The sequence below is a fragment of the Streptomyces sp. NPDC051286 genome (assembly GCF_044455345.1).
Taxonomy (GTDB): Bacteria; Actinomycetota; Actinomycetes; order Streptomycetales; family Streptomycetaceae; genus Streptomyces.
The window spans coordinates 1-13,002 of record NZ_JBITER010000083.1; the positions used below are offsets into that span (position 1 = coordinate 1).

Sequence of the window (13,002 nt, forward strand, 5' to 3'; positions counted from 1 at the left end):
CGCTCACCACCGTGATGCAGCCGTCCTCGCCACGGGCGGAGTACGACCGCTCGTTGATGAAGATCCGGCCCTCCCGGTGGTGGCGGCGCTCCTTGTGGCCACGCTCGTTACCGCCGTAACCGCCGTAACCGCCGTAACCGCCTCCCTCGTTCCCCTTGCCGCCACCCTCGTTCCCGTTCCCGTTCCCGAACCCGTTCCCGTTACCGTTCCCGAACCCGTTCCCGAACCCGTTCCCGTTCCCGTTCCCGTTCCCGTTGCCGTTCCCGTTCCCGTTGCCGTTCCCGTTGCCGTTCCCGTTCCCGTTGCCCTTCCCGGTGCCGTTCCCGCCGTCACCACTAAGCGGAGCAGCCTGCTGAACGGACGCAGCAGCCGGAGCCGAGCCGGCAGCCGAGGCATATGTAATGCCAGTCGTAGCCAGAACCGCTGCGCCTACTACGGCAGCGGTCACAGCGACAGTACGCGTGGTCATGTCACTTCTTCCTGTCTCAGAGACGCCGGCTGGGCAGCCGACCTGAAACGAACGTACTTACAACACCATTACCTGTCATATCGGACAGGTCCCCGGCGTTACATCACAGGGCCGACCGGGTGTAAACACCCCACCCTCCACACCCCCATCACCATCTGACTGTTCGTCAAATAACAACAAAATAAGCCCCCCTGGCACACAATTAGCCCACCCGAGCGACAAACCCCCACCCCCTCACCCACCCGGCAGCACCCCACCCCAACTCAACCCACTACCCCCACCACCCCACCGATACTTACGTCGGACGAGCCCGTAAGCAGTGCGCCCAAGTCCGAGGCAAAAGCGGCTTGGGGGCCGTGAACGTCGGCCCGTCCTATCGCTGCCACCGGTATCCGGCGCCGCACGCCGTCCGCCTCCAGCGGCGCCACCCCTTCCCGCAGCCGGATGGAGGCACGGCGCCTGCCGTGCAGTACCAGCGAGGCCGTCTCTGATGAGGTCACGCGGGAACATGAGGCGAGTCCGGGACCGTAGGGGACGGTTCAGCTGTATGACGAAGCGGTGGGCATCTGGCCCAGTGCTTCGAAGGTCGCCGATTCAGGTCTGTGGCCCGCGGGTCCGGGCGACTTCGATACCGAGAAGTTCAGGGAGGTGCCTTGCGGGTCAAGCAGGTCGCAGATGCACATCGGCACGACGACGGATCTTCCGAGGCGCTGTGGCAGTGCGTGGGGCTGGGCGCCACGGCCGTCGCGGAACGCGTGCGGCATGCGGTGCACGACTTCGACGCCGGCCCGGTCGAGGACGACCTGGCGGTGTTGGTGCTCGAGGCAGTACCGGTGCATGCACCAGGGGCTGGTCAGGGACGGCACCCGGAGTGCGGCCGACCACCGGGCCACACCCGTGGCGCTTTGCGGTGAGATACCTGCGACCGGTCGAGGTGCGGTCGTTCCTCGCTGGGCTGCCGGACCCGTGGTAGCAAGCGTCGAATCTTCCGCTGCGGCAGTCGGTAGGTCTGAGACGAGTCTCTGTGCGACGACCTTCGCGGGTTCTTCCCCCAAGGTTCCTCATGAGCGTTGTCGACGACCAGGGATCCGAAGAGAGCTCATTCGGACAGCCGAGCACTCGTCGTGACGGTCCAGAAGTTCGCTGGCCACCGGCAACCCGATCCACTGAACCAACTGGACCGCCGGGAGCAGGAGACCGGCTGAGCCGCGCTCCGTTCAGGTCATGTAGAAGGTCGATGCCCAATGCCTGGCTGCTCTGCACGAACAGCAGCGCTTGTCAGTGAGGACCAGGAGCTCTGCCCATGAGTCCGCCCGAGCATGAAAATGCGCCTTGAACTGCGGCCGAGGGCAACGCGGCTGGCTACCTCATGCGCCGGGTCGCCTGTCACGGACGCCAGCACAGCGAAGGGTCGGGGTGGTCGACGAAACCCAGTGCACGGTAGAGCGGTTCACCGTCGGAAGACGCGTACAGGTCCACTCGGGCGACCTCACGTTCCCGGAACCAGTCGAGCAAGCCCCGCATGATCGCGCGGCTGTGGCCGTGGCGTCGATACGTCGGATCGGTGACCACGCCGATGACGTGTCCAATCCGACCGTTGCGCAGGTGCGGGCCTGGCAGCCGTTGCTCAATAGTGCCGATGCCACAGGCGGCGAGGCCGTTGCCGCCGTCCACGACGAGGATCCGAACGGCGTCCGATGTCAGCTGTTCCTTCAGCACCGCAGCAAGTGTGTCCCGCCAGTCGTCGTCCGCTGAGGACGGGTTGAAGAAGTCGCCACCGAGGGTCTCGAACAGCAACGTCCGCAGGCGTACGAGCTCGGGAACGTCGTTCTCCCCTCCCTGCCGTACTTCGGTGTGTTGTCCGGCGCGGTGTCCCATGCGGGACAGAATGATGTAATGAGCTTATGCATCTCAACCCTTACGGCGAGGATGCCGTGAACCTGGCTGCGGATCTCGCAAACCGACGCCCGGCAAACGCCGAGGAACTCGCGGACCGCTGCCGCGCCGCTGGGCTTGTGCTGGAGCATCCGGTCACGGCGCGGGACCTGGACCGTACCCAGGCCGCGCTGGAGGCGTGGGAGAAGGTCGTCGACGCAACCGACGAGCGCGAGCGCGCCGAGTTGGTCAACCGGATGCTGGCGGCTGCCTGCACCCACCCGCGGCTGACCGATCACGCCGACGACGGCTGGCACCTGCACTACCGCGACGACCGCCAGCCGCTCGGCGCCCTCCTGTTCTCGCTGATCTCCGTTGGTACCGCGCTGCACCTGGCGGGGCGGGGGATGCACCGGCTCCGGCGGTGCGCCGTGACCGAGTGCACCACGATCTTCGCGGACACCTCCCGCACCGGGCGGCAGCGTTACTGCTCCCAACGCTGCGCCAATCGCGACGCTGTACGCCGGCACCGCGCGCGAGCCGCGCCGTAAATGGCACCCGGTGGCGCGGTGAGTCGCAGCCTCGAGCCAGGACAAGCCGCAGTCGACCGAGGTGCGGGAAAACGACCGACAGACGTGCCCGCGTTGTACGCCGGGGCGCAGCACCCTTCGCCGTTGCCTTGCGGCGGCGGGCTGGCTTGGCAGCCTCGGCTTCTGGCCGACTTTGCGCCTGAAACACACAGTTGAGCCATGAATGCTCGGTTGACCCTGCTTAACAGTGTGGAACGGGGCGTCACAGAGGATGATGCGCTGCAGCTCGCCCTTCAGCACGCCCTCGCCGAGCTGGGCGGCCTGGGCGGGGGGTGCACCTGCGTGGTCCCATGTAGGCACTACGTCTGGTGTCGTTGGCCGGACTGCCTCCGGGCCTCGTCCGTCCGTGGGAGATCATCGGCCAGGAGGACACCACGGCCCCGGCCTGCGCCGTGCGCCAGGGTACCGGCGCATGGATGCTCCACGACCCCTCAGGCACCGCCCCGCCCACGTCGGCCATTGACTGGCCCGGGACGGGCCTGGCGGCCGTCCCGGTGTTCGACAGGGAGCAGCGCCCGGTCGGCGCCCTCACCGTCGTGGCAGTCATTTCCCGGTCTTTGCGGGAATGATGGAGTCATGGCGAACCCGACGATCCTGACTGTCGACGACGACCCGGCAGTCTCCCGCGCGGTCGCTCGCGACATACGGCGACAGTACGGCGACCGCTACCGAATCGTGCGCGCGCTCTCCGGCCGCGATGCCCTTGAAGCACTGCGTGAGCTCAAGCTCCGTGGTGATCAGCTTGCACTCATGCTCGCCGACTACCGCATGCCCCAGATGAACGGCATCGAGTTCCTAGAGGAGGCCATGGATCTCTTCCCGCTCGCACGTCGCGTGTTGCTGACCGCCTACTCGGACACGGAAGCGGCCATCGACGCCATCAACGTCGTGGATCTCGACCACTATCTCCTCAAACCCTGGAGCCCGCCTGAACAGCACCTCTATCCGGTGATCGACACACTGCTCGACCTGTGGAACGCCACACCTGATCCGGGCGACACGGAGACCCGCGTGGTCGGGCACCGTTGGTCCGCGCCCTCCTTCGCAGTCCGTGACTTCCTCACCCGTAATCTCGTGCCCTATCGCTGGCTGTTGTCCGACGAGCCGGAGGGGAAGCGACTGCTGGCTGCCGCAGGGCTGTCCGCGGCCGACGTACCGCTGATCATCACCCCGGACGGAAAACCCCTGGTCTCCCCCACCGAGCAGGAGCTCGCCGCGCAGGTCGGACTCAGCACCGTTCCGGTCTCGGATTTCTACGACCTGGTGGTGGTCGGTGGGGGGCCTGCCGGTCTGGGAGCTGCCGTCTACGGCGCTTCGGAGGGACTCCGTACAATCCTGGTGGAACAGCAGGCGACCGGCGGGCAGGCCGGTCAGAGCAGCCGTATCGAGAACTACCTGGGATTCCCCGACGGCGTCTCTGGTTCCCAGCTGACCGAGCGAGCGCGCCGCCAGGCGCTGAAGTTCGGGGCGGAGATCCTCAGCGCGCAGCGGGCTGTCGCGCTGGAGGTGGCGGGATCGGGCCGGGTGCTGCATCTGGGTCCGGAGAGCTCGATTGCCGCGCACACCGTGGTCCTGGCCACCGGGGTGTCCTATCGGCGGCTGGCCGCCACCGGGCTGCAGGAGTTCACCGGGGCGGGCGTCTTCTACGGGTCTGCAGTCACCGAGGCGCCCAGCTGCTCCGGGGACGATGTATACATCGTCGGCGGTGCCAACTCCGCGGGGCAGGCAGCGGTGTACTTCTCACGCTACGCACGGCGTGTTCACGTCCTCATCCGCCAAGGCGATCTGACCCGTTCGATGTCCAGCTATCTGGTCGACCAGATCAACGGCATCGGCAACATCCAGATCCACCCGTGGACCGAGGTGCTCGGCGGCGAGGGCGAAGGACACCTGGAGCAGCTGACTCTCCGCGAGAACCGGTCCGGCGCAATACGCACCATTGCCGCGTCATGGCTGTTCATCTTCATCGGGGCCGAGCCGCATACCGAGTGGTTGGCGGGGGTGGTCACCCGCGATGAGCGCGGATTCGTGGTGACGGGCCCCGACCTGATGGCCGGAGGGAAACGTCCGCCCGGGTGGCGGTTGCCGAGAGATCCATACCACCTGGAGTCGAGCGTGCCCGGTGTCTTCGCTGCAGGGGATGTGCGTTCCTCCTCGGTCAAACGTGTCGCGTCGGCCGTCGGCGAGGGAGCCATGGCCGTCACGCTGGTGCACCGCTATCTGGAGGCGCAGTGACCACGTCAGCACATCTGTCACCTGAGCAGTTGCGGACTCTGTTCCTGTTCGAGGAGCTCAGCGAGGAGCAGCTCGGCTGGCTGGCCGAACGCGGGCGTGCAGAGCAACGGCTCGCCGGAAGCGTGGTGTACAGGGAAGGCGACTCGGCCACGTGTTTCTTCGTGCTGCTCAGCGGGGTAATCGCGCTCAGCCGGGTACTGCACGGTGACGATGTGGAGGTCACCCGCACCGATCAGCGCGGTGTGTACAGCGGGGCAACTCGCTCGTACATCGGGGACCGCGTCGAGCAGCGGTACCCCCACACGCTGCGGGCTGTCACTGACACCGAGTTCTTCGTGCTGCCCGCCGACGATTTCGCGTACGCGGTACGCACGTGGTTCCCGATGGCACTGCACCTGCTGGAGGGCTTGTTCTTCGGTACGCGCGCGGCCAATGCCATCGTCAATGAGCGGGAGCGGCTGCTGGCCCTGGCGTCGCTGTCGGCAGGCCTGACTCATGAGCTGAACAATCCTGCGGCAGCCGCTGTACGGGCCACTGCGGCTCTGCGGGAGCGAGTGGCCGGTATGCGCCACAAGCTCGCCTTGATCGCTGACGGCCGGCTGGACGGATCCGAGCTGCATCGTCTCGTGGACCTGCAGGACAATGCGGTCCAACGGGCAGCTACGGCTTCCGGTCTGCCTGCGCTGGCTGCTGCGGATGCGGAGGACGCCGTCGGCGACTGGCTCGAGGAGCGCGGGGTCACAGATGCGTGGGATCTGGCACCGACTCTGGTCGCCGCGGGCATCAGTGTGCCGTGGCTGACCTCGGTGGCCGACACCATCGGCGAGGACAATCTGGGCTCCACGGTGCGGTGGCTGGCGTACACCATCGACGCGGAACTTCTGATGGGCGAGATCGATGACGCCGTGACCCGCATCTCGGGCCTGGTCGGCGCGGCACAGCAGTACGCACAGCTGGACCGGGCGCCGCAACAGACCGTGGATGTGCACACGTTGCTCGATGCCACCCTGACAATGCTGCGGGCGAAAATCCCGTCCAATGTTCTGGTGGTCAAGGACTACGGACACGAACTACCGCCGATTTCGGCCTTCGGCGCCGAGCTCAACCAGGTATGGACCAACCTGATCATCAACGCCGTGGACGCCATGCCTGCAGGGGGCACACTGACGATTCGGACGTGGCGCGAGGATGCCCGCCTGCTCGTGGAGGTGGCCGACACCGGCACAGGAATCCCGTCCGACATCAGACCCCGCATCTTCGAACCGTTCTTCACCACCAAACCGGTCGGTGAAGGCACCGGACTGGGGCTGGACATCTCCTACCGCATCGTGGTCAACAAACATCACGGGGACATCCGGGTCTCCTCGCAGCCGGGCGACACCCGCTTTCAGGTGTGTCTGCCCACCGACCCGCAGGACGAGGGCCCCTGAGGGGGCCGCTGGTAGCATCCTGCCCGCTTTCGGCCGGGTGTCTGCGATTCATCGATCCGTGCGATGGCCACGGAGCCGGTGCCGGCCGTGTGGCCGGGCAACTGGCCGCTTGGACTGGCAGGGGTTCGGCCTCGCCCGCGGACCGCTGTTCCGGGTGGCCCTGTCGCGCACGGCGGACGACGAACACTTCGTCGCACTGCCTCACATCGTCGACGGCCTCGCGGACTGCCGCTTCCACTCCTTACGGAAACCACGAACAGGGAGCGGGCGGGCACCCGGTGCGACACGGGCGTAACGAGCGCCTGGTGTGACACCAGCGTAGAAAGAGAAGGGGGATGCCGGGACGGACTCAGGGAGTGGCCAGCCATGCGGATTGTTGTGGACCTCACGCACTGCCAGGGCTATGCGCAGTGTGTCTTCCTCGCGCCGGAGGTGTTCGAGCTGCACGGTGAAGAGGGGTTGCTGTACGCCCCGGCCGTCCCGGACGAGCAGGCCGAGCGCGTGCGCCAGGCTGCGGCAGCGTGCCCGGTGCAGGCCATCCTTGTCGGCGAAGAGGTGAGCGCCGGTGCCCGGTGATCTGCGGGACGGCCGCATCGTCATCGTCGGCGCATCGCTGGCCGGGCTGAGGGCCGCGGAGACGCTGCGCGAGAAGGGCTTCACCGGCTCACTGACCGTGGTGGGGGATGAGCCCTATCCGCCCTACGACCGGCCGCCGCTGTCCAAACAAGTGCTGCTCGGCAAGGTGCCGGCGGACACCACGGGGCTGCCGATACGCCGGGATCCGGACGCCGACTGGCGCCTGGGAGTACGCGCCACCGGCCTGGACTCTCTCGGGAAACGGGTGATGCTGGCCGACGGCGAGTCGCTGCCGTTCGACCAGTTGCTGATCGCCACCGGAACCCGGGCGCGGCCCTGGCCCAACCCGGAGGAGGGCTCCCTGGACGGGGTGTTCACCCTGCGCACCCGCGACGAGGCCGGGGGGCTGGCCGAGCGGCTGGCCGCCGGGCCGGAGCGGGTGCTGGTGATCGGCGGCGGCTTCACCGGCTCGGAGATCGCTTCGGCCTGCCGGGAACGAGGATTGGACGTCACGGTCGCCGAACGCGGCCCCGCCCCCCTGGTGGGCGCGCTCGGCGGGACGCTGTCGAAGCTTGCGGCCGTCATGCAGCGCAACCACGGCGTGGATCTGCGCTGCGGGGTGACGGTCACCGCCCTGCGCGGGGACGGGAACGGCCGGTTCACCGGTGCGGACCTGTCCGACGGCAGCCGTGTCGACGCGGACGTGTGCGTCGTGGCGTTGGGGGCGGTCCGCAACGTCGAGTGGCTGGCGGAGTCCGGGCTGGCAGCGGGCCCGCGCGGGATCGCCTGCGACGCCGGATGCCGGGCCTTCAACATGTACGGGATCGTCACCGACGACGTCTTCGTGGCCGGTGACGTCTCCCGGTTCCCGCACCCGCTGTTCGGGTATCAGCTGCTCTCCCTGGAGCACTGGGGCAACGCGGTTGCGCAGGCCGAAGTGGCGGCCCACAACATGGTCAATCCGGGGCCCCTGCGGCGCCCGCACCTCACGCTCCCGACGTTCTGGTCGAGCCAGTTCGGGCTCAACATCAAGTCGGTGGGCGTGCCGACCTTCTCCGACCAAGTGGTCATCGCCCAAGGTTCTCTGGAGGCACGCCGCCTGGCGATGGTCTATGGCTACCAGGGGCGGGTCACCGCCGCGGTCACCGTCGACATGGCCAAGTCGCTCGACTACTACCGGCACCTGATCGAGACGGCTGCCCCGTTCCCGCCTCCGCCTGGCGCGGCAGACCGTGCGATCGCGGCCGACATCCCGGTTCCGTCCGACGTGCCGGATCCGAAGGGGCTGTCCCACGGCCCCATCGTGGCGCTCACCGGTCACCTGCCCGATCTCCGACTGACCGTGGTGCAGCCCACCGGCTGACCCGCGTCCCCCCGAACCACAAGGAGCCACCATGGACTCCGACACCTTGCTGGCACGGATCACTGACTACGTGAACCGCCCCAACCCCTACCCGCTGTACGCGGAGCTCCGCGAGGCCGGTCCCGTGGTGCGGCAGGCAGACGGTAGCTATCTGATCGGCACCTACCGCGAGATCGCCGCTCTGCTCCACGACCCTCGGATGAGTGCAGATCCGCGCTGCCGCACCGCCTCGTCTCCGTCCGCGGAGACGGCGAATCTGCCGTTTCTGCGGCTCGACGACCCCGAGCACCACAGGCTGCGCACCCTGACCATGCGCCCGTTCGGCCCGCCGCACAGCCCGGGCCGGGTCGACGCCATGCGTGGCGAGATCGCCCAGCTCACCAAGGGACTAATGGAGGACTTCCAGGCGGGCCGGCAGATCGACATCGTCGACGACTTCGCCTACCCGCTGCCCGTCACCGTGATCTGCCGCCTGCTCGGCGTGCCGCGCGCGGACGAGCCGCTGTTTCGGGTTTGGTCCGACACGCTGGTCACATCCGCCGACGTGAGGCCGGATGAGGACTCCACCGAGCGGAGCCAGGCGGGCAACCAGGCGCGGATCGAGATGGGCCAGTACCTGGTGGACCTCGCCGAGCAGCGCCGTGGCCGCCCGACCGCCGACATGCTCTCCGCCTTCGTCAACGAGCCGGATCCGGCCCTGCGGCTCACCCGCGAGGAACTCGCGGAAACCGCCGTGCTGCTCTTGATCGCGGGACACGAGACCACGGTCAACCTGATCACCAACGGGGTGCTCACCCTGCTGCGCCACCCCGAGCATGTGGACCAACTGCTTCGTGAACCCGACCTGCTACCGCACGCGGTGGAGGAACTGCTGCGCTACGAACCACCGGTCCACATGCGCGAGAGGATCCCCCGCGCCGACATCGACGTCGCCGGCACAACGATCCCCAAAGGCACGTCCGTCGTGCTGGTGCTGGCCTCAGGCAACCGCGACTCCAAGCGGTTCCACGAGCCCGACCGGTTCGACCCCACCCGCCCCGACAACCAGCACTTCGGCTTCGGCAGCGGTATCCACCTCTGCTACGGCGCACCACTCGCCCGCATCGAAGCCGAGGCCGCTCTCAGCGCGCTGATCCCCCACCTGAGCACGGCACGCCTGGTCCAGGACCCGCCCCCTTACCGGCAGAACGCCATGCTCCGCGGCCCCCGCCACCTGCCCATCCAACTGTGAATCGGCTACCTGGCGGCACACGGCAGGCACGAGCGACGGTCCACCCCGTATCCCGCTCGTCGGACTCCGGCACTCGGGCTGCCTCCTGACCAGCCCGAACGGGGTCTCGTCGGCCTGGGGATGATCGAGGCGCAGACGCCGGCTGCGGCGATGCTGCTCAGAGCGCCGTGACGCCACACCGTGACAGCACAGCCCTAACTGGTGGACCGCCTACGGCTGGCAGAGCTGAGACGTCTCGGTGGGGTGCAGGCCACTCCTCTGGTCGCAACCGGACCGCGCCAGGGCTTCTCAGCGCGCGGTACGCATCCGTAGCCCGCCGCATCCTCGCAGTCTCCGGGGCGATCACAGAACACACGATTCCCTTGACGAGGGACAGCGCAGGGCGGTGCGCATCCCCTACTCGCCGAACTGCTCGACGTCGCGTCCCACGCAAGCCGTCGGCTGTCGGAGCCGTCCGTTTACGGCTGGCACATCGGCGTAGCCCTGGATCCTTCTGCGGCAGTGCCCACCGCCGAGACAGCCCTGCCGTGGGCGCGGACCGACCTCATTGCCGGACGGTTCAGCCACACCGGCAGCAGGACCCGCCTCGCACCACAACGGATCCGGATCGAGCTCGCCGACACCGGCCGGACGCTGTTCCTCGACATCGACGGCGAAGTGCACATCTACCCCGTGGAGCCCTGTTGACGCCACTGGCCCCGGCCGGCCCAGCCGAGGCAGTCCTGCGTCTGATCTCCGGCGGCAACCGTTCCCAGGACCCACTGACCACGGACGGCCCAGTCACCGGCGACGAGTTGCGCACCCTCTTCCCAGGCTTTTGAGCCGTGATCGCGGCAGTTCGTCCCCCTGGTACCGCTCCTGCCCCGAACCGCGTCGCCCGGCCAGGGTAATGACCTGCGTCAAGCAATCCCATGAACGAATGAGTGCTCAGCCCGATCGTGATAGGAAAAAACATGAGAAAAGGACACGAACAACAGGGAAACGGCACTTATGACGTGATCGTGCTCGGCGCCGGTCCGGTCGGCCAGAACGTCGCCGACCGCGCCCTCGCGGGCGGCCTCAGCGTGGCCGTGGTGGAGCGGGAACTCGTCGGCGGGGAATGCTCCTACTGGGCCTGCGTGCCCAGCAAGGCGCTGCTGCGGCCGGTCATCGCCGTCGCCGACGCCCGTCGCGTGGACGGCGCCCGGCAGGCCGTCACCGGCCCGCTCGACACGGACCGGGTCTTCGCCCGCCGCAATCGCTACGTCACCGACTGGGACGACAGCGGACAGGCCCGGTGGGTGAAGTCCGTCGGCGCCGACCTGTTCCGCGGCCACGGCCGGATCGACGGTCCCCGCCGTGTCACCGTCACCCGCGACGACGGCGCGAGCCGGACACTCACGGCCCGGCACGCGGTGGCCATCGCCACCGGCAGCAGGCCCGTGCTGCCCGACATCCCGGGCATCGGACAGGCCCGGCCCTGGACCAACCGGCACGGCACCGACTCCAGCACCGTGCCCGAGCGGCTCGCCGTTGTCGGCGGAGGCGGGGTCGGGGTGGAAATGGCCACCCTCTGGGAGGGTCTGGGCTCACAGGTCACCCTGCTCGTCCGCCGCGCCCTGCTGCCCCGCATGGAACCCTTCGTGGGCGAGCTGCTCGAACGCAGCCTCACCGAGGCGGGCGTTGACGTGCGGATCGGCGTGCAGGTGACCGCCCTGCGCCGCCCGGACCCCATGGGACCGGTCACCCTCACCCTCGACGACGGCAGCGAACTGGAGGCCGATGAGGTCATGTTCGCCACCGGCCGAGCTCCCCATACCGATGACATCGGCCTCGACACGGTCGGCCTGGCCCCCGGCTCCTGGCTGGACGTCGACACCACCTGCCTGGTCGACGGCGCCGAAGGCGAATGGCTGTACGCACTGGGTGACGTCAACCACCGTGCGCTCCTCACTCATCAGGGCAAGTACCAGGCCCGGACCGCGGGCGACGCCATCGCCGCCCGCGCCGCCGGCCGGCAGCTGGACGACGCCCCCTGGGGCGACCACGCCACCACCGCCGACCAGCACGCCGTACCCCAGGTCTTCTTCACCGACCCCGAAGCGGCCGCCGTGGGCCTGAACGCCGAGCAGGCGGCCCGCGCCGGCCACCGCGTCAAGACCGTCGATGTCGACTTCGACGCCGTCCAGGGCGCCAACCTCTACGCCGACGGCTACCAGGGCCACGCCCGGATGGTCGTCGACCTTGACCGGGACGTCCTGCTCGGGGTCACCTTCGTCGGCCCCGGCGTCAGCGAACTCCTGCACTCGGCGACCGTGGCAGTCACAGGGGAAGTCCCGCTCAAGCGGCTGAGGCACGCGGTCGCCTGCTTCCCGACGGTCAGCGAGATCTGGCACTTCCTCCTCGCCGCCTGCCGGCGTGACTGAGCCACGTCGCGGAAACACGGCTGCTGAACAGCACGATGGTGCGGGTGGGATTCCGGAAGATCAGCCGACTCCGCAACGAGCGGAGCGTCGCCCAGGCCATCACTTTGACCGTCACCCACGCCGACCGGACCAGGACCACCCGCACCCGAACAGTCACCGAACCAACCGCCCTCACCCCCGACCTCGGCACCACCGGCCACGAACTCCTCGGCCTCCAACGTGCCCGCGACCGGACAATCCCGCTCTCCGCGCCGAACGGCTGATCCCGGCCGACCAGGCCATCCACCCGCTGAGCCTCGACATCCGAGACGACAAAGCCCGCTGCCTCGAATCCACCCCGCACGGGCATGGTGACCGTTGGCGAACGCTCGACCACCGGAGGCAACCCCGTGCGACCCATGCGCGCGGCGTCTCCTTGATCGATTTGATCAAGGAGCACGCACGGCGCTTCGACCACGTCGACCTGCGGCGCGGGAAGAACAGCGGCATTCTGGTTGCATGAGTGGTGCGATGATCATCGTGGACACACCGTCCCCCACAGGGGGGCGGATAGTGAGCGTGCACCGGAGCGGCGGGGACCAAGTCCTTGGGCTGGCCCACTCCGATCGCGATGTGGTGGCGTTCCTCGAGAGCGCCGGCCTGTCGGACCCGGAAGAAGTTCTTGACGATCCTCGGTGGGTGGAGTGGCGAGGCAGCCCAGCGCACCGGTGGCCGCCCGCATAGGCACGGAAATAGGGCTCCCCTGTCGCTTCCGTGGGTCGTTGACCTGGGCTGATATGCAGAACACGCCGTACCCCGGCTACGTTTCGACTTGCGACGGTACGAAAC

The 13,002-nt window shown here is 68.2% G+C and carries 12 protein-coding genes and 1 pseudogene; 10 read left to right on the forward strand and 3 right to left on the reverse strand.

The annotated features are described in order from the left end of the window. The 3 genes and pseudogenes from ACIBB8_RS35930 to ACIBB8_RS35940 all read right to left on the reverse strand — a co-directional run. Positions 1 to 469: pseudogene (locus ACIBB8_RS35930) on the reverse strand (hypothetical protein); the annotation flags it as partial. Positions 470 to 1,008: 539 nt separating this feature from the next. Then, on the reverse strand, positions 1,009 to 1,308 hold the full coding sequence (locus ACIBB8_RS35935) for a hypothetical protein (RefSeq protein ID WP_398959386.1): 300 nt from the start codon (positions 1,306 to 1,308) through the stop codon (positions 1,009 to 1,011). Positions 1,309 to 1,855: 547 nt separating this feature from the next. Beyond that, the gene (locus ACIBB8_RS35940) at positions 1,856 to 2,347 is read right to left on the reverse strand and encodes a GNAT family N-acetyltransferase (protein ID WP_398959388.1); all 492 of its coding nucleotides are present in this window, start codon (positions 2,345 to 2,347) and stop codon (positions 1,856 to 1,858) included. A gap of 26 nt (positions 2,348 to 2,373) precedes the next feature. Here ACIBB8_RS35940 and ACIBB8_RS35945 point away from each other — a divergent pair, with 26 nt between their 5' ends. From ACIBB8_RS35945 to ACIBB8_RS35990, 10 genes are all read left to right on the forward strand, one after another. Beyond that, entirely contained in the window at positions 2,374 to 2,895 is a 522-nt protein-coding gene (locus tag ACIBB8_RS35945; RefSeq protein WP_398959390.1) for a CGNR zinc finger domain-containing protein, read from the forward strand. Positions 2,896 to 3,248: 353 nt separating this feature from the next. Beyond that, positions 3,249 to 3,503 carry a hypothetical protein gene (locus ACIBB8_RS35950; RefSeq protein ID WP_398959392.1) on the forward strand — a complete coding sequence of 85 codons (255 nt, stop codon included), beginning with the start codon at positions 3,249 to 3,251 and terminating at the stop codon, positions 3,501 to 3,503. 7 nt (positions 3,504 to 3,510) lie between these two features. Next, a complete protein-coding gene (locus ACIBB8_RS35955; protein WP_398959394.1) occupies positions 3,511 to 5,169 on the forward strand; it encodes an FAD-dependent oxidoreductase in 1,659 nt (552 codons plus the stop codon). Next, complete coding sequence (locus tag ACIBB8_RS35960) at positions 5,166 to 6,599, forward strand: ATP-binding protein (protein WP_398959396.1); 1,434 nt, start codon at positions 5,166 to 5,168, stop codon at positions 6,597 to 6,599. The genes ACIBB8_RS35955 and ACIBB8_RS35960 overlap by 4 nt, the downstream gene beginning before the upstream one ends. 366 nt (positions 6,600 to 6,965) lie before the next feature. Then, positions 6,966 to 7,175: a ferredoxin gene (locus ACIBB8_RS35965; protein ID WP_398959398.1), complete on the forward strand. Its 210-nt coding sequence runs from the start codon at positions 6,966 to 6,968 to the stop codon at positions 7,173 to 7,175. Further along, complete coding sequence (locus ACIBB8_RS35970) at positions 7,165 to 8,538, forward strand: NAD(P)/FAD-dependent oxidoreductase (RefSeq protein ID WP_398959400.1); 1,374 nt, start codon at positions 7,165 to 7,167, stop codon at positions 8,536 to 8,538. Before ACIBB8_RS35965 ends, ACIBB8_RS35970 begins: the two co-directional genes overlap by 11 nt. A gap of 31 nt (positions 8,539 to 8,569) precedes the next feature. After that, on the forward strand, positions 8,570 to 9,769 hold the full coding sequence (locus tag ACIBB8_RS35975; RefSeq protein WP_398959402.1) for a cytochrome P450: 1,200 nt from the start codon (positions 8,570 to 8,572) through the stop codon (positions 9,767 to 9,769). 501 nt (positions 9,770 to 10,270) lie between these two features. Further along, complete coding sequence (locus tag ACIBB8_RS35980) at positions 10,271 to 10,456, forward strand: hypothetical protein (RefSeq protein ID WP_398959404.1); 186 nt, start codon at positions 10,271 to 10,273, stop codon at positions 10,454 to 10,456. A 266-nt stretch (positions 10,457 to 10,722) separates the two neighbouring features. Next, positions 10,723 to 12,174, forward strand: a complete 1,452-nt coding sequence (locus ACIBB8_RS35985) for a dihydrolipoyl dehydrogenase family protein (RefSeq protein ID WP_398959406.1) — start codon at positions 10,723 to 10,725, stop codon at positions 12,172 to 12,174. Between the two features lie 44 nt (positions 12,175 to 12,218). Next, positions 12,219 to 12,437 carry a hypothetical protein gene (locus ACIBB8_RS35990; RefSeq protein WP_398959408.1) on the forward strand — a complete coding sequence of 73 codons (219 nt, stop codon included), beginning with the start codon at positions 12,219 to 12,221 and terminating at the stop codon, positions 12,435 to 12,437. Positions 12,438 to 13,002 lie beyond the last annotated feature (565 nt).

Excerpts from the sequence above, each read along its gene's own strand:
- ACIBB8_RS35935 (WP_398959386.1), bottom strand. The coding sequence starts at position 1,308 with ATGCACCGGTACTGCCTCGAGCACCAACACCGCCAGGTCGTCCTCGAC.
- ACIBB8_RS35940 (WP_398959388.1), bottom strand. The coding sequence starts at position 2,347 with ATGGGACACCGCGCCGGACAACACACCGAAGTACGGCAGGGAGGGGAG.
- ACIBB8_RS35945 (WP_398959390.1), top strand. The coding sequence starts at position 2,374 with ATGCATCTCAACCCTTACGGCGAGGATGCCGTGAACCTGGCTGCGGAT.
- ACIBB8_RS35955 (WP_398959394.1), top strand. The coding sequence starts at position 3,511 with ATGGCGAACCCGACGATCCTGACTGTCGACGACGACCCGGCAGTCTCC.
- ACIBB8_RS35965 (WP_398959398.1), top strand. The coding sequence starts at position 6,966 with ATGCGGATTGTTGTGGACCTCACGCACTGCCAGGGCTATGCGCAGTGT.
- ACIBB8_RS35975 (WP_398959402.1), top strand. The coding sequence starts at position 8,570 with ATGGACTCCGACACCTTGCTGGCACGGATCACTGACTACGTGAACCGC.
- ACIBB8_RS35985 (WP_398959406.1), top strand. The coding sequence starts at position 10,723 with ATGAGAAAAGGACACGAACAACAGGGAAACGGCACTTATGACGTGATC.